Source organism: Blastococcus sp. SYSU DS1021, from assembly GCF_054050995.1.
The window spans coordinates 102,146-122,610 of the sequence record NZ_JBJHAL010000001.1; the positions used below are offsets into that span (position 1 = coordinate 102,146).

Below are 20,465 nucleotides of genomic sequence, written 5' to 3' on the forward strand. Positions count from 1 at the left end.
CGCCGTCAGCCCGGCTCGCCGCGCGCCTTGCGCCGCACGATCACCACGATGTCCACCACGGCGACGGCCGCGGCGATGAACAGCAGCACGGCCGGCCAGGTGGGCAGGTCGTCGACCATCAGCCAACCCAGACCGGCGAGCACGCAGAACACGAGGCCGAAGATCGCCAGGGCCAGCCGCAGGGTGAGCGCCGACCGGGCCGGGCGCGCCCCGGCGAACCCGGCCGTGGGGTCGTGGTGGTCGGGCAGGCCGCGTGCGTAGTCCTCACGCGAGCGAGGTCGGTTCGGATCGGTCATGGCATCCCTGCCTACCCGGGGCGGGGGCGCACTACCCTGGGTCGACGTGGCCTCCGCTGACTTCTCCGTCGTCCTGGACGAGCTCGACACGACCCTGAAGTCGATCGAGGCCGTCCTCGACGTCGACCGCATGCGCCGGGAGGTGGCCGAGCTCGAGCAGCAGGCCGCCGCGCCCGACCTCTGGGACGACGTCGAGGCCGCCCAGGCGCTCACCTCGAAGCTCTCCTACATGCAGGGTGACCTGCGCCGGGTGGAGGAGCTGCGTGGACGCCTGGAGGACGTCGGGCTGCTGCACGAGATGGCCGCCGAGGAGGGCGACGAGGCCACCACGGCCGAGGCGGAGCAGGAGCTGGCGAACCTGCGCAAGGCGATCGACGAGCTCGAGGTGCGCACCCTGCTCTCCGGCGAGTACGACTCCCGCGAGGCGCTGGTGACCATCCGGTCGGAGGCCGGGGGCGTCGACGCCGCCGACTTCGCCGAGATGCTCATGCGCATGTACCTGCGCTGGGCCGAGCGCCACAAGTACCCGACCGAGGTGCTCGACATCAGCTACGCCGAGGAGGCCGGCATCAAGTCGGCCACCTTCTCGGTCAAGGTGCCCTACGCCTACGGCACCCTCTCGGTCGAGCAGGGCACCCACCGGCTGGTGCGGATCTCCCCGTTCGACAACCAGGGCCGCCGGCAGACCTCGTTCGCGGGTGTCGAGGTGCTGCCCGTCGTCGAGCAGACCGACCACGTCGAGATCCCGGAGAACGAGATCCGGGTGGACGTCTTCCGCTCCTCGGGGCCGGGTGGGCAGAGCGTCAACACCACCGACTCCGCGGTCCGGATGACCCACATCCCGACCGGCATCGTCGTCTCCTGCCAGAACGAGAAGTCCCAGATCCAGAACCGGGCCGCGGCGCTGCGGGTGCTGCAGGCCCGGCTGCTCGTCGTCCGCCAGCAGGAGCAGAAGGCGGAGATGGACGCGCTCAAGGGGGAGGGCAGCAGCTGGGGCAACCAGATGCGCTCCTACGTCCTGCACCCGTACCAGATGGTGAAGGACCTCCGCACCGAGCACGAGACCGGCAACACCGCCTCCGTCCTCGACGGGGACATCGACGCCTTCATCGAGGCCGGCATCCGGTGGCGGCGCCAGCAGGAGGCCGTCGACGCCGCCTGAAGAAGGACCGCCCTTCCCCCACGCGCCTCGCACGCTCGGCGCGGGCCCCTGGAGGACGGCCGTTCCGGCGCGGTCGGCGAGGTCACATTCCGGGGCGATCCGGAGCCGGACGCAACCGTCCGTGACCGGGTGACCCGGCGGTTACCGCGCGACGGTGACACACCGCGAGAACGAGTCCGGAGCGTTCCGTGGCGAACGGACCGGATACCCGGCCAGGACTAGTACCGTGGCGCCTCGTGATCGAATTGCAACACGTCACCAAGCTGTACCCGGCCGGCGGCCGGCCTGCGCTCGACGACGTGTCCACGGAGATCGACAAGGGCGAGTTCGTCTTCCTCATCGGGTCCTCCGGTTCGGGCAAGTCGACCTTCCTCCGGCTGCTGCTGAAGGAGGAGGACCCGACGTCGGGCACGATCGTGGTGAACGGCCAGACGCTCAACACCATGAGCAAGTGGAAGGTGCCCAAGCTCCGCCGCACCATGGGCTGCGTCTTCCAGGACTTCCGCCTGCTGCGCAACCGCACGGTGGCGCAGAACGTCGCCTTCGCCCTCGAGGTGATCAACAAGCCGCACCGCACCATCAAGCGGGTCGTCCCCGAGGTGCTGGAGATGGTCGGGCTGGAGGGGAAGGCCAACCGGCTCCCCGGCGAGCTCTCCGGTGGTGAGCAGCAGCGGGTCGCGATCGCCCGCGCGTTCGTCAACCGGCCGCTGGTGCTGCTGGCCGACGAGCCGACCGGAAACCTCGACCCGGAGACGAGCGAGGGCATCATGCTGCTGCTCGAGCGGATCAACCGGACCGGCACCACGGTGGTCATGGCGACGCACGACTACCACATCGTCGACTCGATGCGCCGCCGCGTCATCGAGCTCAACGGGGGAGTCCTCACCCGCGACCAGTCGCGCGGTGTGTACGGCGTGGGCCGCTAGCAGCGCCCGCCGCGAGTCGTCCAACCAGGTGCCGACGACGTCGAGGCACCTGTCTCGCCTCGTGCACGAATCCAGATAGGGAATCCATTGCGCGTCAACTTCGTGCTCTCCGAGGTGGCCACCGGGCTCCGTCGCAACCTGACCATGACGGTCGCGATGATCCTGACCACGGCCATCTCGCTCGGGCTCATGGGCACCGGCCTGCTCATCGCCGGGATGATCTCCGAGATGAAGGAGATCTACTACGACAAGGTTCAGGTCTCCATCTTCCTGGCCGACGACGTCACCGACGAGCAGCGTCAGGCGATCCAGAGCGAGCTGGAGTCCTCCGACGAGGTCCGGAGCTTCATCTACGAGTCGCGCGAGGAGGCCTACGAGCGCTTCCAGCAGCAGTTCAGCCAGCAGCCGGAGCTGGTGGCGAACACCCCGCCGGACGCGCTGCCGGAGAGCTTCCGCGTCGAGCTGGTGAACCCCGAGCGCTACGAGGTGATCGCCGCCCAGTTCCCCAACGGGGAGGCCGGCGTCGACCAGGTGCGGGACGAGGGCGAGTTCCTCGACCGGCTGTTCAGCCTGCTCAACGGCGCCCGCAACGCGACGATCGCCGTCGCGGTCGTGCAGGCGCTGGCGGCGCTGCTGCTGATCTCCAACACCATCCAGCTCGCGGCGTTCAACCGGCGCAACGAGACCAACATCATGCGGCTGGTCGGCGCCTCCCGCTGGTACACCCAGCTGCCGTTCATCCTCGAGGCGGCGATCGCCGGCCTCATCGGTGGGCTCCTCGCCGCCGGCGGGCTGATCGTGACCAAGGTGCTCTTCATCGACCGGACCCTCTCCGGTCCGATCCGGGCCGGCATCATCCCCCAGGTCGAGTGGAGCGCGATCATCACCAACAGCGTGGTCGTCACCGGCGTCGGCGTCGCGCTGGCCGCCATCGCCGCCTTCGTCACCCTGCGGCTGTACGTCCGGATGTAGCCGGCGCTGCCCTCTCGTCGAGATCCCGCGATCTCGCCCGTCCCCGGGCCCGGGGCGGAGGAGATCGCGGGATCTCGGCGTCTCCGGGGCACGATCGGCGGCGGCGGTAACCTGGTCCCATGCCGCGTGAGACCGGGCGCAAGCTGATCGCCCAGAACAAGAAGGCGCGGCACGACTACTCGATCCTCGACACCTACGAGGTGGGCCTGGTGCTCACCGGCACCGAGGTGAAGAGCCTGCGGGCCGGCCGTGCCTCGCTCGTCGACGGATTCGCCTCGATCGACGACGGCGAGGTGTGGCTGCAGCACGTGCACATCCCCGAGTACGTGCAGGGCACCTGGACCAACCACGCCCCGCGCCGCAAGCGCAAGGTGCTCATGCACCGCGAGGAGATCGACAAGCTGATGGGCAAGACCCGCGAGGGCGGCCTGACGCTGGTGCCGCTGGACCTGTACTTCAAGGACGGCAAGGTCAAGGCCACCCTCGCGCTCGCCAAGGGCAAGAAGTCCTACGACAAGCGGCACGACCTCGCCGAGCGCGACTCGCGCCGGGAGATCCAGAAGGCGTTCGGCCGCTACGTGAAGGGCCGTCGCTGACGAACGGGCGTCGCCGGAAAACCGGTTGAGCGGCCCGGAACACTCGGGCCGTGCGGATGACCTTCCAGCGGATGGCAGACCGTCGGCCGGTCGAGACCCTGGTCGAGCGGGACGACGGCGTCGTGTTCGCCATGCGGGGTGCCGGGGGCGGAGCCGACCTGCCGCACGACCTGGTGCACGCCGTCGTCGAGACGGCGCTGCCGCTGCACGACGGCGTCTGGGGCTGCGTCGCCGACGGCGTGGTGTGGGGCAGCATGCGGCACGTGTCCGGCCGCCGGCCGCCGCATTCCGCCGAGCGGTCCGACCGGCTGAAGCGGGAGCGGACCGAGGCCGTGCAGCGTGCGGAGACCGTCGCGGACGTCATCGGCCGGCTGGCCCGGGGCGAGGAGGTGCTGCCTGCCCACGTCGCGGCCGCGGGTCTCCCGCGTGACCGGGTCGAGGCCGCCGTCCGGGCAGTGCGGGAGGCGGCCCGCCGGTGGGCCGCGCTGCCGGTCGGGGAGCAGTGGGTGGTCGAGTGGCCGGCCGGTGGACGGCGTCCCGGGACGGGCGGGCGGCGACGCTGACAGGGCGCGCATACGGTGAGCGCATGAGAGGCATCGCGTACGACCGGTTCGGGGGCGTGGACGTCCTGCAGCTGCGGGACGACCTCCCCGAGCCGCCGGTCGGCCCGGACACGGTGCTGGTGCGCAGCCGGGCCGCGGGCGTCAACCCGGTCGACATCGGCATCCGCGAAGGCGGCCTGTCCGCCTTCTTCCCGCACAACTTCCCGATCGTCCCGGGCTGGGACCTCGCCGGGGTCGTCGAGGCCGTCGGCCCCGCGATCGTCGACTTCAAGCCCGGTGACGAGGTGTTCGGCTACCTGCGGCGCGACGACGTCCAGTGGGGGACGGCGGCCGAGCTCGTCCCCGCACCGCAGCGCTGCCTGGCGCACAAGCCCGAGTCCCTGTCGTTCACCGAGGCCGGCGGCGTGCCGCTGGCCGGCCTGACCGCCTACCAGGCGCTCACCGAGGCGCTCCGCGTCGGCGAGGGCGACCGCGTGCTGGTGCACCGGGCCGCCGGTGGGGTCGGCTTCTTCGCCGTGCAGATCGCCGTCGCGCTCGGCGCGCACGTCATCGGCACCGCGAGCCCCCGCAACCACGGCTTCCTCCGCGAGGCCGGCGCCGCCGAGGTGCTCGACTACTCGGCGGGCCCGATCAGCGAGCAGCTCACCGACAAGGTGGACGCCGTGCTCGACCTCAACGGCGGGGACACGCTGGCCGACGCGCCGCAGCAGGTGCGCGACGTCGCCCGCATCGCCAGCGTCGTGGACCCCTCGGTCAACGACATGGGTGGGCGCTACGTCTTCGTCCGCCCGGAGCGGCACGACCTGGAGGAGCTGGCCCGCATGGCCGACGCCGGTCAGCTGCGGGTGGCGGTCGCGAAGGCGTTCCCGCTGGAGCAGACGGCCCAGGCCCACGAGCTCGTCGCCGGCGGGCACGTGCGCGGCAAGGTCGTCGTCACGGTCCCGTGAGCACCGTCCAGCCCCCGGCGGACGACGCCGACGTCCCGCGGTACTGGCGAGAGCTGGGTCTGCCCGGGCTGGTCGACGTGCACGTGCACGTCCTGCCCGAGCGGGTGCAGGCGAAGGTGTGGCAGTACTTCGAGGCCGCAGGCACCCACTACGGGGCCGATTGGCCGGTGGCCTACCGGCTGCCCGAGGAGGAGCGGCTCGCCGTCCTGGCGCGGCTCGGGGTGCGCGCCTTCCCGACGCTGCCGTACCCGCACAAGCCCGGCATGGCCGCCTGGCTCAACGAGTGGTCGGCCGAGTTCGCCGCGGAACGCCCGCAGGTGCTGCAGTCGGCGACGTTCTTCCCCGAGGCGGGCGTCGACGGCTACGTCGCCACCGCCCTCGACCGCGGCGCGCGGATCTTCAAGGTGCACGTGCAGGTCGGCGCCTTCGACCCGCGGGACCGGCTGCTCGACGACGTCTGGGCGCGGCTGGAGGAGACCGGCACCCCGGTGGTCATCCACTGCGGCTCGGGCCCGCTGGCCGGCGAGCACACCGGCCCGGTGCCGATGCAGGGGTTGCTCGAGCGGTTCCCGCGGCTCCAGCTGGTGATCGCCCACCTGGGCATGCCGGAGTACCGGGAGTTCCTCGACCTGGCCGAGCGCTACGAGCGGGTCCACCTGGACACCACGATGTTCGCCACGGACTTCACCCAGCGGCTGATGCCCTTCGACCTGGCGGACCTCCCGCGGCTGGCCGCGCTGCGGGACAAGGTGCTCCTCGGCAGCGACTTCCCGTCCATCCCGTATCCCTACGCCCACCAGCTGGCTGCGCTGCACCGGCTGGACCTGGGGGAGGAGTGGCTGCGCGCCGTCCTGTGGCACAACGGGGCCCGGCTGTTCAGGATCGAGGCGTGACCCCGAGCATCCGCCTGACGGCGACCGTCCTCGGCACCCCGGACCCGCAGGGGCTGGCCCACTTCTACCAGCGCCTGCTCGGCTGGCCGATCCGCGACGACGATCCGCAGTGGGCCACGCTGCGGCCCGAGGACGGCGGCCCGGGGCTGTCCTTCCAGCGGGAGGACGACCACGTACCGCCCGTGTGGCCACCGCAGCCGGGCGCCCAGCAGATGCAGCAGCACCTGGACTTCCAGGTCGACGACCTCGACGCCTTCACCGCGGTGGCGGAGCAGGCCGGTGCGCGCCGGGTCGGCGGGCACACCGACGCGGAGGAGGACGTCCGCGTCTTCACCGATCCGGCCGGCCACCCTTTCTGCCTGTTCGTGCGGCTCCGGTAAATCGGCTCGCGCCGCGCCGGGGCGACTGCCTAGCCTCGGCCCTCGTGCCCGCGCTCCCCGCCGTCCCCGACGGCTGCACCGCCCGCCCCCTGCGCACCGACGACGCCGCGGCGGTCGCCGAGCTGCTCGTCGCCGCCGAACCGCTCGACGACTCCGGCGAGTTCCCCGACGCCGACGACATCGGTGACGAGTGGACCGGCTGGGGCGTCGACCCCGGGCGGGACGGGATCGCCGTCTGCGACGCCGGCGGCGCGCTCGCCGGCGTCGCGGTCGTCTCCGCCAGCCCCACCTTCCGGGACGCCTTCCGGATCGTCCTCGACGGCCGGGTGCGCCCCGACCAGCGGGGCCGCGGGATCGGCGCCGCCCTGCTGGACTGGCAGCTCGCCCGCGGGGCGGAGGTGCACGCCGAGCGGCACCCCGAGGCGCCGGCGCGGCTGGTGGTGGGCGTGCTCGGCAGCCAGCCGGCCCTGGAGCGCCTGGTGCAGGGGCGCGGGCTGACCGCGGAGCGCTGGTACCGCACCATGGAGCGGCCGCTCACCGACCTCCCCGAGGCGCGGGAGGTCCCGGGTGTCGAGCTCCTCCCGTTCCAGTGGGACCGCGACGACGAGGTGCGCCGGGCGCACAACGCGGCGTTCACCGAGCACCACGGCTCCAGCGAGCGCGACGAGGCATCGTGGCAGCGCCTGTTCACCGGCGCGCGGGCCTTCCGGCCCGATCTGTCGGTGCTCGCCGTCGAGGACGGCGCGGTGCAGGGCTACGTGCTCGGCTACGTCTACGAGGCCGACACCCGGGCGAAGGGGCACCGCGAGGTGGTCCTCGGCCAGATCGGCGTGCTGCCCGCCGCCCGGGGGCGGGGCGTGGCGGCGGCGATGATCGGCCGCAGCCTGGCGGCAGCCGCCGCACACGACTGCCAGGCCGCCGTCCTCGACGTCGACAGCGACAACGTCACCGGCGCGCTGCGGCTCTACGAGAGCCTCGGTTTCCGCACGGTCCGGACCCGGGTGACGTGGTCCCTGTCACTGCCGGCGGTGGTGGCTGGCTAGGGTGCGCCCATGGTCAGCGCCGAGCAGTCCGCGCCCGTCTTCGATCCCGCCCTCGTCGGCCGCGCCCACCGCGCGATCGACCCGCTGCACTCGCAGCTGTACTTCGCCCCGGAGCAGGACGAGCACCTCGGTGCGGTCGGCCTGCGGCCGGGCCGGATGGTCTACTTCGCCGGGCGGGCCGCGGCCATGGGCGCCGTCGGCGCGGGGGTCGTGACGGCGACCTTCTACAACTTCGCGCCCTCGCTGGTGGCGCACATGATCCCGCGCGCGTGGTCGCTGGCGACGCCCGAGCAGGTGCTCGCCGCCCGCCTGGACGCCGCCCGCGCCTCCCTCACCCGCCTGCTCGGCGAGGAGACCGCCGGGAGCCCCGAGGTGGCCGAGCTGGCCGGGCTGCTCCGCGAGGCCTGCGCCGGGCTCAGCGCGGAAGGCCGGCCGCTGTACGCCGGGCACGCCGACCTGCCGTGGCCGGAGGAGCCGCTGCTGGCGCTGTGGCACGGCGCCACGCTGCTGCGCGAGCACCGCGGGGACGGGCACGTCGCCGTCCTGGTGCACGCCGGGCTGTCCGGGCTGGAGGCCCTGATCACGCACTGCGCCACCGGCCGGGGGTTCACCGTGCCCGCGGCCAAGGCGACCCGCGGGTGGAGCGACGAGCAGTGGGCGGCCGGGTGCGCGGCGCTGGCCGACCGCGGGCTCCTCGACGACGCCGGCCTGACCGAGGAGGGCGCCGAGCTGCGCGCCCGCATCGAGGTGCAGACCGACGCCCTCGCCGCCGATCCGTGGCTGTCGCTGGGCGCGGAGAAGACCGCCCGCGTGGTCGAGCTGGGCAAGGGGCTGTCGCGCGTGATCACCGCCAACGGAGCGTTCGGCCAGGGCATCTTCGGCCGCGGCTGAGCCGGCGCCGCCCCTGCTGCGTCACCGTTCAGGGACCGGTGCGTTCTCCAGGTCGCTGAGCGGTGGTCGCGGCCCTAAGGTCATGCCGCCGGAGCCGGCCTGAGGGGGGCGTCATGACGTCGACCGAGCGATCGCAGGGCGCGGTCCAGGCGGCCGCCCACGGCCGGGGGGCGGCGCAGCGCACCGACGTCGACGCCGCCTTCCGCGGCAGCGCCACGTACCGCAGCCTGGGGGAGCAGCAGCTCAGCCCGGCCGAGGAACGGTTCGAGAAGGGCCGGCGCACCGTCGGTCTGTTCCTCGCGCCGCTGGTCACCCTGGTCTTCGCGCTGGTCCCGCTCGACCTGCCGCGCGACCAGCACCTGCTCGCCGCGATCCTGCTCGGGGTCATCGTCCTGTGGATCACCGAGCCGGTGCCCATCCCCATCGGCGGCCTCATCGGCGTCGCCGCGATCGCCGTGCTCGGGGTGGTGCCGGCCGACGACGCGCTGGCGCCGTTCGGCTCGACGACGGTGTTCACCTTCATCGGCGCGTTCATCCTCGCCGCGGCCATGCTCAAGCACGGGGTGGCCCGGCGCTTCGCGATGTTCATCCTGTCGCTGACGTGGGTCGGTGCCTCGACCGCCCGGGTCGTGATCGCCTTCGGGTTCATCACCGCGGTGCTGTCGGCGTTCGTGTCCAACACCGCCACCGTCGCGATGCTGCTGCCCACGGCGATCGGCATCCTGTCGGTGATCGCCAAGCTGCTGCAGGACAAGGAGCTGGTGAAGCCGGACTTCGACCCGCTCCGGCTGCGCGTCGGCGTCGCCCTGATGCTGATGCTGGCCTACGGCGCGGGCGTCGGGGGCCTGCTCACCCCGGTCGGCAGCCCGCCCAACCTGATCGGCCGCGGGCTGATCGAGGAGGCGACCGGGGAGCGGATCGGCTTCCTCGACTGGATGCTCATGGCGCTGCCGATCTGCGCGCTGATGTTCGTCGCGCTCACGGTCGTGCTGCTGCTGATCAACAAGCCGGAGATCAAGCGGATCGAGGGCGTGCACGAGTACGTCCAGAAGGAGCGGGCCGAGCTCGGCCCCTTCTCCGGCGCCGAGCGCAACACCCTGATCGCCTTCGGCGTCACCGTGGCGCTGTGGATCTTCCCCGGCGTCATCGCGCTGACCGCGGGCACCGAGTCGGAGCTGTACGCGACGCTCGGCGACCGGCTCGACGAGGGCATCGTCGCCGTCCTCGGGGCCTCGCTCCTGTTCCTGCTGCCCACCGACTGGAAGCGCCGGGAGTTCACCCTCAACTGGAGCGACGCGGCCACCATCGACTGGGGCACGATCCTGCTGTTCGGCACCGGGATCATCTTCGGCTCGCTGCTGGCCGACACCGGCCTGGCGGAGACGATCGGCCAGGCGTCGGCCGACGGGCTCGGCCTGACCAGCACGCTGGCGATCACCGTGTTCGCGGTGATCCTGGCGATCATCATCAGCGAGACGACGTCGAACACGGCGTCGGCCGCCGTCGTCGTCCCGATCATCATCCCGGTGGCCGTGGCCGCGGGGATCAACCCGTTCGTCCCGGCGCTGGCGGCGACCTTCGCGGCCTCCTTCGGCTTCATGCTCCCGGTCTCCACGCCGCAGAACGCGATCGTGTACGGCTCCGGCGTCGTGCCGATCACCAAGATGATCCGGTCGGGCATCTCCTTCGACGTCCTCGGCGCGATCCTCATCGTGCTGCTGCTCCCGCTGCTGGTCGACCTGGTCCTGGGCGCCGTCGGCTGACCGGCGCGGCCACCCGGTTCACCCGTGTGGGCGAGGACACGGTCCGCGCTCCCGTGCCCGCGTGGGAGGATGGACGACGGCCGAGATCAGGGGCGCAAGCAGCCCGGAGCCGGGAGGGGGACGCCGTGCGAAGTGAGCCTCCCAGTACCGGTCCCCAGGTCCTCCCCGCCCGCTGAGGCGCCCCTCCCCGCTGGGAGGTCGCGAGGACCGCACCGGTGCCCACCGCCGTCCCCTCGCCCCGGGAGTCCGTCATGGCCGAGCGTCGCCGTGCGCCGCTGACCGCACTGTCCACCCTCGCCCGCCGTCCGCGGCTCGAGCTCTTCCCGCCCGTCCGGCAGCCGGCCCCGCCGGCTACGGGGGCGACGTCGGTGTCGGCCCTGGTGTCCGAACCGTCGCGGATCGTCGACAACGCCGTCTACTCCGACGGCCGGCGCGTGGCCACGCCCGACTCACCTGCCGAGAGCCGGGAGGAGCTCGCGCTCGGCGAGGACCGGCTGGCCTGGCTGGGGCTCTACCGGCCGGAGCCCGGGGAGCTCGGCGCGCTGGCCGAGCTGTTCGACCTGCCCGAGCTCGCCGTCGAGGACGCGATCAAGGCCCACCAGCGGCCGAAGTTCGAGCGCTACGGCAGCACGCTGTTCGTCGTGCTCAAGGCGGCGCGGTACGTCGACGCGCTGGAGGAGGTGGAGTTCGGGGAGCTGCACCTGTTCCTCGGGCCCGACTTCGCGATCACGGTGCGGCACAGCGAGTCCCCCGACCTGGCCCGGGTGCGCCGCCGGCTGGAGAGCGATCCCGCGCTGCTGGCCAAGGGCAGCGAGGCGGTGCTGTACGCGGCCCTCGACGCGGTCGTCGACGGGTACGGGCCGGTGGTCGAGGGCCTGGCCAACGACATCGACGAGATCGAGACCCAGGTGTTCGGCGGCGACCCCGGGGTCTCGCGGCGCATCTACGAGCTGTCGCAGGAGGTGCTGGAGTTCCAGCGCGCGGCGCAGCCCCTGACCGGCATCATCGCCGCGATCACCGCCGGTTTCGACAAGTACGGCGTGGACGAGGAGCTGCGCAGCTACCTGCGCGACGTCGCCGACCACGTGGTGCAGGTGAACGAGCGGGTGGAGGGCTTCCGCCTGCAGCTGCGCGACATCCTCACCGTGAACGCCACCCTGGTGGCGCAGCGGCAGAACGAGGAGATCCGCGAGCTCACCGAGACGAGCATCGCGCAGGGCGAGGAGGTCAAGAAGATCTCCGCCTGGGCGGCCATCCTGTTCGCCCCGAGTCTGGTGGGCGGCGTCTACGGCATGAACTTCGACCACATGCCCGAGCTCGACGAGGTGTGGGGCTACCCGTTCGCGCTGCTGCTGATGTTCGGGGTCAGCCTCACGCTGTACCTGGTGTTCAAGCGGCGCGACTGGATCTGAAAGAGGACCCCGTCCTCCTCGTCCCTCGCGAGCTCGCGACGAGCCTCTGGACGGGGCCGCGGTGTGGGGGGAACAACCGGCTGGACCGGGCCGTTACCCTGACTGCACAACTACACAGGGGGTGATTGGTCTCGACTTCGGTCGGGTGTCCAGGGGAAGCGAGCCGAGGAAGGCAACGATGAGCTCGTTAACCATGCGTTGCAAAACACACAAGCGCCGACTCCAGTCAGCGCGACTTCGCTCTCGCTGCCTAAGCAGCAGGAGTGAGTCTGTCAGCCCGGGTTCGTCATCGGCCCGGATCCTGGCATCAGCTAGATGACTCACCATGAGCGCCGGTCGCGGGCGTTCATGGGACACCTCACAGCGACTGGGCCCGTCACATCGACTTGTTCGCGAGATCGATGGGGTCAAGCAGAGGCAGTAGCGAACTGCGCTCGGAGAAGCCCTGGATATGCGTCGAAGGACGCGGGTTCGATTCCCGCCACCTCCACCCCTGAAGCTCCACCACGTTGGGCCCGGTCATCCGACCGGGCCCAACGTGTGTATGCGTGGCGGGGCAGCGGCGACCACCAGGTCACCAGGAGCCGCCGCCACCTCCACCGGCGCCGCCCCCGACGCTCCCGCCGACGTTCCCGCCGGAGGTGGACGACGACGGCGCGGTGCCGGCCGTGCTGCAGCCGGCGAGGAGGACCGGCCCGAAGGCCGCGTAGTGCAGGTACCGGGCGTCCTGGCCCGAGCGGGCCGGGACGTCGACGGACGAGGCGAGCTGCGACCACCGCTCCGCCTCACCCAGCGAGACGGCCCAGGCGGTGTAGCGGCCGAGCTGACCGGAGGCGATCGCCTCGTCGAGCGCCGTCGGCGGGGACGCGGCGAGGAACCGCCGCAGCGACTCGACCTGCAGCCACGCCGCGGAGCCGGCCGGCGTGAGCACCCGCAACTCCCACCCGGCGACCGCGGTGGCCGCGCCCGCCCCGGCCAGTGCGCCACCGATTGCCGCCAGCGCGAGCGGCAGCCCGACGTCCTGGATCGACAGGTAGCCGGCGAACAGGGCCCCGGCGACGCCGACGACGGCGCCCAGGCCGCCGAGCAGCCGAAGCCGGCCGGCGCGGCGGTCGGCGTCGCCGTCCCACAGGCCGCTGGTGCTCTGCCACGTGTCGAGATGCGTGCCGAGCTCCGCCCAGCCCGCGGCGAAGCCCTCGTCGTACTCGCCGAGCGGGAGCCGGTCCCGGTCGCGGAACAGCAGGTCCAGCAGCCGGCGGACCTCCCCGTCGCCCGGCTGCCGCCGCACCAGGACGACCTCCTCGGGCTGCCCGTCCGGTGACTCCAGGTCGATGGTGCCGGCCACGGCCTGGTCGATGAGCCAGGCCGTCTTGTGTGCCGGGGTGACGGAGCCGGCCAGCAGCACGCCGCCGTGCGCGGGGGGCAGGCTGCCGGGCAGGGAGGGCGAGGGGACGGCGTGGTCGGCGAGCGTGGCCAGGTCGATCCGCGCGTCCTCACCGGGCGCGGAGGTCACCGGGATGCCGACCGCCGGCACCCGCTCCCGGCCGGCGCGCCTGATCACGGCCAGCGCGCCAGCGGCCGCGAGCAGCATGGCGAGGCCGGCGACGGCTCCGGGCAGCAGCGGACCCGTGCCACCCGCCGGAGGCGCGGTCGCCGGTGGCGCGGGTAGCGCCGGGGCGCCGTCGAGGGCGGCGCCCGTCGTGGCGGAGACCGTGACGCCCTCCCCGGCGTCCAGGGAGTCCAACCGGGCCGAGAGCAGGCCGGGCCCGGCCGGCTCGACGTCGCAGGGATCGGTGGATCCACCCTCGCCCGCGGAGCAGCGGCTCCCCGCCAGCTCGGCCGGTGCGCTCACGTGCACCTGGACCTCGTCGATGGGGACGTCCCAGCCGGTGCCCACGGCATCCCAGGCCAGCCGGTCGCCGGAGACGACGCCGTCCAGCGTGTACCCGAGGACGTACCGGTGCCGTCCGGTCACCGTCCGGTCGGGGTCGCCGACGCGGATCTCGCCGTCCGCGCTGACGGTCACGTCGCCGGGGGCGTCCGGCGACGTCGCCTCGACCGGCTCAGCGGGGTCCAGGCCCGGGACCTGGCGGAGGATCCCGCGCCGTTCCTCCCCGCCGAAGTCGTAGTCGATCACCTCGGTGATCCGGGCGCTGCCGTCCTCCGCGACCGTCGCCGCGACCCACAGCAGGCGCACCCGCTCGCCACCGCCGGCGAGGGCGACGACGCTCGTCAGCACGCCCACCGCGACGGCCAGGAGCACGCAGACCAGCAGGTCGATCCGCCGTCTCCGGCGGACACGGTCGGTCCGTCGAGGGCTCGGCACGGTCTCCTCCTCATGCGTGGTCCCGGAGGGCGTCCCCGGCGTCGGGGTGATGATGCCTGTCCGCGCGGGTCCGACACAGGACCGCGCCCGCGCTCGGGGGTTCACCCGGCGCAGGAGTGGGCGCTGGTCAGCACGACGCCGTAGTCACGATCGGGTGGCCGACCGTGCCGGCGGCCTCCGACGACGAGCCGATCAGCTGGGCGCGGCGGTCACAGGTGGGCTGCGCGGCCGGGTCGTGCCGAGTGGGCCCCGGAGGGGTCCGCGTAGGGACGGCGGACTCGCTCGTCGTAGCCGGGGAACGGCAATTGGTCGCGGTGTCGTCCGGAGGACGGCGAAGAGTTACTGCGTCGGCGGACGCATGGCCCTCCCCGGGTCGTGCGCCTTCACGACGACGAGCACGTCCTCCGGCTGCAGCGTGCCGATCAGCGGGTCGTCGAAGCGCAGCGTGCGGCCGCCGCGGGTCACCGAGAGCACGATGTCGCGCAGCTGGCGTGGCCCCAGCCCCACCTCGTCGGTGGTGACCGTCCGCTGGTGCAGGTCCAGGCCCTGGCCCCCGGTGACGAGGTCCTCGACCACCGCGACCACCCGGGGGGCGTCGGTGGAGAGACCCAGCAGCCGGCCGGACGTCGCCGACGTGGTGATGACCGTGTCGGCACCGGACTGCCGCAGGAGGTTGGCGTTCTCCTCCTCGCGGACACTGGTGGTGATCGGCACGCTCGGGTTGAGCTGGCGGACGGTCAGGGTGATGAGCACCGACGCGTCGTCCCGGTTCGCCGCCACGATCACCGACCGGGCGCGTTCGACGGCCGCCCGGCGGAGCACCTCGGTGCGGCCGGCGTCGCCGACGATGCCGGTGAGCCCCACCGCGTTGGCCTCGTCGATCGCCCGGGGCTCGGGGTCGACCACGACGATCTTCTCCAGCGGTGTGCCGCTGGCCTGCAGGGAGCGGATGGCGCTGCGGCCCTTGGTGCCGTAGCCGCACACGATGACGTGCTGGCGCACGCGGGACCTCCAGCGGTGGATGCGGAACTCCTCCCGGGAGCGCGCGGTCAGCGCCTCGAGGGTCGTTCCGATGAGGACGATCAGGAACATGATCCGCAGCGGCGTGATCAGCAGGACGTTGATCAGGCGCGCCTCGTCGGTGACCGGCGTGATGTCGCCGTAGCCGGTGGTGGAGAGGCTGACCGTCGCGTAGTAGAACGCGTCGAGCACCGAGATCTCGTCGCCGCGGCTGTCGGCGTAGCCGTCCCGGTCGATGTAGACGATGAGGACGACGACGAGCAGCACGGCGGCCGCGATGAGCACCCGGCGCCCGACCTGCCGGACGGGGGACTGCTCGACGTGCGCGATGCGCACACCGGTGTGCTCGGTCTCCAGACCGTTCCGCTGCTCGTCCACGCCGCGGACGATAGTGAGCGCGGACCGCGGATGCGCGCCGCCGCACCCGTTCGGGGTGCGGCGGCGCGCGTCGGCTCAGCCGCCGACGGCCTCGCGCTCGCGAGCGGCGAGCTCCCGCTTGAGCACCTTGCCGGCCGCCGAGACCGGGATCGCGTCGATGAAGCGCACGTCGCGCAGCCGCTTGTACGGGGTCACCTTGTCGTTGACGGCGGCCATGACCGACTCGGCGGTCAGCGCGGCGCCGTCCGCGTCGTCCTTGCGCACCACGTAGGCCACCGGCAGCTCCCCGACCTCGTCGTCGGGGCGGCCGACCACCGCCGCGCCGGCCACGCCGGGCACCCCGAACAGGATCTCCTCCAGCTCGCGGGGGAACACGTTGTAGCCCTTGTAGAGCAGCATGTCCTTGGTGCGGTCGACGATCGAGAGGTAGCCGTCCTCGTCGAGGATGCCGACGTCCCCGGAGTGGAACCAGCCGTCGGCGTCGATCGCGTCGGCCGTCGCCTCGGGGCGGTGCGCGTACCCGCGCATCACCTGCGGGCCGCGGATGCAGACCTCGCCCCGCTCACCGGGGGGCAGCGGGTCGCCGCCACCGATCGGGCGGATGGTGATCTCGGTGTCGAAGATCGGCACCCCGACCGTGCCCGGCTTGCGGGTGCCGGAGCGGAACGTCGGGTTGCCGGTGGCCATCATCGTGACCTCGGTGAGGCCGTAGCCCTCGCCGATCGTGGCGTTGGGCATCAGCGCCTGCATCCGTTCGATGAGCGAGACGGGCAGCGGCGCGGCGCCGCTGCTGATGCCGCGGACGTGCGACAGGTCCGCCTCGGTGAAGCCGGGCACCTGGAGCAGGGCCACGAAGACCGGCGGCGCGCCGCCGATCGTGGTGACCTCGTACCTGATCATGTCCTCGACGTACTTGACCGGGTCGAAGCGCATGTGGATGACGGTCATCGTGCCGCCCATGACCATGCCGTTGAGGTAGCCGATCGCACCCATGGCGTGGAACCACGGCGTGAGGTTGATGATCCGCGCCTCGCCCAGGCGGGTGGGGTACTCGTCGGGGCCGAGCACCTGCTCCAGCGTCACGTCGCCCTGCTCGTCGAGCAGGGGAACGGCGCCGGAGGTCCAGCAGCTGGACTGCAGCACGTTGGTGACGACGTTGCGGTGCGGCAGCTCCACGCCCTTGCTGACGCCCGTCGTCCCGCCGGTGTAGGCCAGGTGGGCGAGGTCGGTCGCGACGTCGAGGTCGGCGTCCAGGTGCCGGTCGGTGGGGTCGCCGGCCAGCAGGTCGGCGAGGTCGACGTCGCTGTCCTCGAGGCCGTCCAGCCGTGCGGCGAAGTCGAGGACGTGGGCCTCGCCGGTGACGACGACGGTCTGCACCGGGGTCTGGGCGAGCGCGCCGCGGACGAAGGGCAGCACCTGGTCCCAGGTCACGAGCACGGTCGCGCCGGCGTCGCTGAGCTGGGCGGCGAGGTCGGCGGCCGGGAGCAGCGGGTTGGTGGGGGAGAAGGTCGCGCCGGACAGCAGGATCCCGTAGTAGAGCGACGGGTACTGCCGGCAGTTGGGGATGTGGACGGCGACGACGTCACCCCGGCCGATCCCGTGGTCGGCCAGCCAGCCGGCGACCGCGTGCGCGCGAGCTCCCAACTCGGTGAAGGTCAGCGGCACGTCGTGGTCGACGAACGCGGTCCGGTCACCCCACCGGCGTACCGCGGCCCGCAGGATGGACCCCACCGGCACCGCCGGGTAGTCCAGGGACCGGGGCAGCCCGGGCGGCCAGCTGGCCGCGGTGGGTGTCGGGGCGGGCTGCACGGTCGTCATGCGTTTCCTCTCGTCGGGATGATCAGAGCCACAGGGTGGCCCAGCTCACAGCGCATGTCGAGGGGTCTGTGAGGATGAGTCGCATGAGCGACCAGCGCACCGCCCTCGTTCTCGGCGGCGGGGGCATCACCGGCATCGCCTGGGAGATCGGCGTGCTCGCCGGGCTGGCCGAGGCAGGGATCGACCTCACCGGCGCCGATCTCGTCGTCGGCACCTCGGCGGGCTCCGTCGTCGGCGCCCAGATCACCAGCGGGGCTCCGCTGGAGGAGATGTACGCCCGGCAGCTGGAGCCCCCGGTGCAGGAGAGGGTGGCCCGGATGACCCGCGGCAACCTGCTCCGCTACGGCTGGGCGATGGTCGCCAGCCGCGGCCGCGACGTGGAGTTCCGCCGCCGGATCGGCACCCTGGCGCTCGCGGCGGAGGCCGCCGGGGCGACGCCGACCGAGCAGGAGCGGCTGGACGTCATCGGTTCGCGGCTGGTCTCCCGCGACTGGCCGGACCGCGAGCTCGTCGTCACCGCGGTGGACGCCGCCACCGGCGAGTTCCGCACCTTCGACCGGAAGTCCGGCGTCCCGCTGGTGCAGGCCGTGGCCGCGAGCTGCGCGGTGCCCGGCGTCTACCCGCCGGTGACCATCGGCGACCGCCGGTACGTCGACGGCGGCATGCGCTCGGCCGCCAATGCCGACCTGGTGCAGGGATACGACCGGCTGGTCGTGCTCGCCCCCATCCCGCGCGGCGTCGGCCCGATGGCCAGCGTCGACGCGCAGGTCACCGGCATGGTGGCGCGGGTCGCTGTCGTCTCGCCGGACGAGGCCGCCCGCGCGGCGATCGGCCGCAACGTCCTCGACCCCGCCGCGCGGGAGCCCGCGGCGCGGGCCGGCCGGGCGCAGGCCGCGACCGTCGTGGCGCGCGTCGGCGAGGTCTGGGCCGGCTGAGCCGGCGACACGGGCACGCCACCAGCTCGTCACCCGGAGTTGTGGCGGGGGACCGCCTCCGGGCACCTGGCCTCGCTGGGATCACCTCGCGGAGCCGACGGCGACGGTCGCCGTCCGAGCCCGCGGGAGCCCCGATGTCCCGAGTACGCCGCCTGCGTGCCACGGTCGCCGCCGTCGCGGTCGCCGTCCCCCTGTCCCTCGCCGTCCCGGCGGCCGTCCCCGCGACCGCCGCGCCGAAGCCGCCGGCCCCCGAGCCCGCCACCGCCCTCGCCGACGACCTGCTCGTCGTGGGTCACCGCGGCGCCTCGGGCTACCGGCCGGAGCACACCCTCGCGGCCTACGAGCTCGCCGCCCGCATGGGTGCCGACTACATCGAGCCCGACGTGGTGAGCACCAAGGACGGTGTCCTCGTCGCCCGCCACGAGAACGAGATCTCCGGGACCACGGACGTCGCGAGCCGGCCGGAGTTCGCCGACCGCCGCACGACCAAGGTCATCGACGGGGTGGAGCTCACCGGCTGGTTCACCGAGGACTTCACCCTCGCCGAGCTGCGCACCCTCCGGGCTGTCGAGCGGCTGCCCGAGGTGCGTGAGGAGAACACCCTCTACGACGGCCTCTACCAGGTGCCGACCCTCGACGAGGTGCTCGAGCTGCGGGCGCGGCTCACGAAGGAATTGCGCCGCGAGATCGGCGTCTACGTCGAGACCAAGCACCCCACCTACTTCGACTCCATCGGCCTCTCCCTCGAGGAGCCGCTGATGGCCGACCTGCGCGAGGCGCGGGTGCACAAGCACCACTCGCCGGTGTTCATCCAGTCCTTCGAGACGACGAACCTGCGCGAGCTGGAGGAGCAGGGGGTGCGGGTGCCGCTGGTGCAGCTGCTGTCGGGTTCCGGGCAGCCCTACGACCTCACCGTCGCCGGTGACCCGCGCACCTACGCCGACCTCACGACCGCCGAGGGGCTGCAGGAGATCGCCGAGTACGCCGAGGGCGTGGGCCCGGACAAGAACCTGGTCATCCCGCGCAACCCCGACGGCACGCTCGGCACCCCGACCGCGCTGGTCGACGACGCGCACCAGGCCGGCCTGCTGGTGCACCCGTACACGTTCCGCAACGAGAACGTCTTCCTGCCCCCGGCGCTGCGCGACGGCGTCGCGCCGGACGACTACGGCCGGGCGCTGGAAGAGCAGACCGCCTTCTGGGAGGCCGGCATCGACGGGATGTTCACCGACAACCCGGACACCGGCGTCGTCTCCCGCGAGCTGTTCGTGACCGGCGAGGCCCCCGCGGCCTGAGCCGGACCGTCGTGCCGCGAACCGGCCTCAGTGCCGGCGCCAGAGCCACACGCCGACGCCCGCGAACCAGAAGGCCATCAGGTAGGTGACCGCCCAGCCCACCGGGGGCAGCAGAAGACCCGCGGCGAAGACGGCGCTGACGATCGTCAGCGCACGGGAGGTGCCGCGGGCGGCCACCGCCACGGCGATGAGGAACCCTGCTCCCACCCAGGCGGCCATCGGGTGGACGACGTTCATCACGATCAGCCCTGTCTCCGCGCCCGTCGGGGTCACCCCTCCGCCCAGCACCCGGGTGCCCACGACCACTGCCGCCGCCAGCGAGGTGAAGGTCGCGGCCAGCAGCAGTACGTGGCCGGCGCCGAGAACCGGCAGCAGCCGCACGGCCGCGGTTTCGCCGGAGCGCCCCAGCCGCCGGGCCAGTGCGCCGGCCACCGCGGTGGCGAGGAGCGCGTAACCGCCGAGCAGGGTCGCGGCGAGCGTGACCGGTGCGTTGCCGAGCGCCGCCGCGGCCTCCTGGGCGTTCCCGGCCCCCGCCAGCGGGTCGCCGAGGACGACGGCGGCCGCGGCGAAGGCGCCCAGCGCGCCGATGCCGGCCACGGCCGGGACGGGTGAGCCGTGCCGCACCCCGGCCGGGTCGCTGGTGGCCGTGGCGGTGGGGGTGGACGTGGTCATGGCGGTTCCTCCTGGTGGTGGGCGCGCGGTCCGCGCCGTCGGGCCCACGCTGGCGGCCGCGGCCCGGCACGCCGTCCCTCTCCGGGCCGATCCCGGGGTCGGGGCGTCGCCGGGGCATCCCCCGCGAGGCAGACCCCGCATCGGTCGTCGGAGGGACCCGCCGGGCGCCGGAACGGT

General features: G+C 73.0%; 19 protein-coding genes and 1 other RNA gene. 15 read left to right on the plus strand and 5 right to left on the minus strand.

Going from position 1 to position 20,465, the window contains the following annotated elements; all coding sequences use genetic code 11:
* Positions 1-5: 5 nt before the first annotated feature.
* Positions 6-296, minus strand: coding sequence for a DUF6343 family protein (locus ACI8AP_RS00540; RefSeq protein WP_456587371.1), 291 nt, complete (start codon positions 294-296; stop codon positions 6-8).
* A 46-nt stretch (positions 297-342) separates the two neighbouring features.
* Here ACI8AP_RS00540 and prfB point away from each other — a divergent pair, with 46 nt between their 5' ends.
* The 13 genes from prfB (at position 343) to ssrA (ending at position 12,337) form a co-directional block, all read left to right on the plus strand.
* The gene (gene prfB, locus ACI8AP_RS00545; protein ID WP_456587372.1) at positions 343-1,458 is read left to right on the plus strand and encodes a peptide chain release factor 2; all 1,116 of its coding nucleotides are present in this window, start codon (positions 343-345) and stop codon (positions 1,456-1,458) included.
* Between the two features lie 236 nt (positions 1,459-1,694).
* Complete coding sequence (gene ftsE, locus ACI8AP_RS00550; RefSeq protein WP_456587373.1) at positions 1,695-2,384, plus strand: cell division ATP-binding protein FtsE; 690 nt, start codon at positions 1,695-1,697, stop codon at positions 2,382-2,384.
* 87 nt (positions 2,385-2,471) lie between these two features.
* Positions 2,472-3,356 carry a permease-like cell division protein FtsX gene (gene ftsX / locus ACI8AP_RS00555; protein WP_456587374.1) on the plus strand — a complete coding sequence of 295 codons (885 nt, stop codon included), beginning with the start codon at positions 2,472-2,474 and terminating at the stop codon, positions 3,354-3,356.
* Between the two features lie 119 nt (positions 3,357-3,475).
* On the plus strand, positions 3,476-3,952 hold the full coding sequence (smpB, locus tag ACI8AP_RS00560; RefSeq protein WP_456587375.1) for an SsrA-binding protein SmpB: 477 nt from the start codon (positions 3,476-3,478) through the stop codon (positions 3,950-3,952).
* A gap of 71 nt (positions 3,953-4,023) precedes the next feature.
* Positions 4,024-4,515 carry a hypothetical protein gene (locus tag ACI8AP_RS00565; RefSeq protein WP_456587376.1) on the plus strand — a complete coding sequence of 164 codons (492 nt, stop codon included), beginning with the start codon at positions 4,024-4,026 and terminating at the stop codon, positions 4,513-4,515.
* A gap of 23 nt (positions 4,516-4,538) precedes the next feature.
* Positions 4,539-5,462 (plus strand): NADP-dependent oxidoreductase, encoded by a 924-nt coding sequence (locus tag ACI8AP_RS00570; protein ID WP_456587377.1) that lies wholly within the window; start codon positions 4,539-4,541, stop codon positions 5,460-5,462.
* The gene (locus tag ACI8AP_RS00575; RefSeq protein WP_456587378.1) at positions 5,459-6,355 is read left to right on the plus strand and encodes an amidohydrolase family protein; all 897 of its coding nucleotides are present in this window, start codon (positions 5,459-5,461) and stop codon (positions 6,353-6,355) included. The genes ACI8AP_RS00570 and ACI8AP_RS00575 overlap by 4 nt, the downstream gene beginning before the upstream one ends.
* A complete protein-coding gene (locus ACI8AP_RS00580) occupies positions 6,352-6,735 on the plus strand; it encodes a VOC family protein (RefSeq protein ID WP_456587379.1) in 384 nt (127 codons plus the stop codon). Before ACI8AP_RS00575 ends, ACI8AP_RS00580 begins: the two co-directional genes overlap by 4 nt.
* Positions 6,736-6,779: 44 nt before the next feature.
* Positions 6,780-7,778 carry a GNAT family N-acetyltransferase gene (locus tag ACI8AP_RS00585; RefSeq protein ID WP_456587380.1) on the plus strand — a complete coding sequence of 333 codons (999 nt, stop codon included), beginning with the start codon at positions 6,780-6,782 and terminating at the stop codon, positions 7,776-7,778.
* A gap of 9 nt (positions 7,779-7,787) precedes the next feature.
* On the plus strand, positions 7,788-8,669 hold the full coding sequence (locus ACI8AP_RS00590) for an SCO6745 family protein (RefSeq protein WP_456587381.1): 882 nt from the start codon (positions 7,788-7,790) through the stop codon (positions 8,667-8,669).
* Between the two features lie 113 nt (positions 8,670-8,782).
* Positions 8,783-10,432, plus strand: coding sequence for an SLC13 family permease (locus tag ACI8AP_RS00595; RefSeq protein WP_456587382.1), 1,650 nt, complete (start codon positions 8,783-8,785; stop codon positions 10,430-10,432).
* A gap of 215 nt (positions 10,433-10,647) precedes the next feature.
* Positions 10,648-11,844, plus strand: a complete 1,197-nt coding sequence (locus ACI8AP_RS00600) for a CorA family divalent cation transporter (RefSeq protein WP_456587383.1) — start codon at positions 10,648-10,650, stop codon at positions 11,842-11,844.
* A 117-nt stretch (positions 11,845-11,961) separates the two neighbouring features.
* Positions 11,962-12,337: a transfer-messenger RNA gene (ssrA, locus tag ACI8AP_RS00605) on the plus strand.
* Positions 12,338-12,418: 81 nt separating this feature from the next.
* On the opposite strand, the gene ACI8AP_RS00610 is transcribed toward ssrA, so the two are convergent.
* From ACI8AP_RS00610 to ACI8AP_RS00620, 3 genes are all read right to left on the minus strand, one after another.
* The gene (locus ACI8AP_RS00610; protein WP_456587384.1) at positions 12,419-14,170 is read right to left on the minus strand and encodes a DUF2207 domain-containing protein; all 1,752 of its coding nucleotides are present in this window, start codon (positions 14,168-14,170) and stop codon (positions 12,419-12,421) included.
* Between the two features lie 339 nt (positions 14,171-14,509).
* Positions 14,510-15,568, minus strand: a complete 1,059-nt coding sequence (locus tag ACI8AP_RS00615) for a potassium channel family protein (RefSeq protein ID WP_456587385.1) — start codon at positions 15,566-15,568, stop codon at positions 14,510-14,512.
* A 75-nt stretch (positions 15,569-15,643) separates the two neighbouring features.
* Complete coding sequence (locus tag ACI8AP_RS00620) at positions 15,644-17,386, minus strand: class I adenylate-forming enzyme family protein (protein ID WP_456587386.1); 1,743 nt, start codon at positions 17,384-17,386, stop codon at positions 15,644-15,646.
* A gap of 83 nt (positions 17,387-17,469) precedes the next feature.
* On the opposite strand from ACI8AP_RS00620, the gene ACI8AP_RS00625 reads away from it, so the two are divergent.
* Positions 17,470-18,321: a patatin-like phospholipase family protein gene (locus tag ACI8AP_RS00625; protein WP_456587387.1), complete on the plus strand. Its 852-nt coding sequence runs from the start codon at positions 17,470-17,472 to the stop codon at positions 18,319-18,321.
* 134 nt (positions 18,322-18,455) lie between these two features.
* Positions 18,456-19,616, plus strand: coding sequence for a glycerophosphodiester phosphodiesterase (locus ACI8AP_RS00630; protein WP_456587388.1), 1,161 nt, complete (start codon positions 18,456-18,458; stop codon positions 19,614-19,616).
* Positions 19,617-19,643: 27 nt separating this feature from the next.
* Here the strand turns inward: ACI8AP_RS00630 and ACI8AP_RS00635 are convergent, their stop codons facing one another.
* On the minus strand, positions 19,644-20,288 hold the full coding sequence (locus ACI8AP_RS00635; protein ID WP_456587389.1) for a hypothetical protein: 645 nt from the start codon (positions 20,286-20,288) through the stop codon (positions 19,644-19,646).
* Positions 20,289-20,465 lie beyond the last annotated feature (177 nt).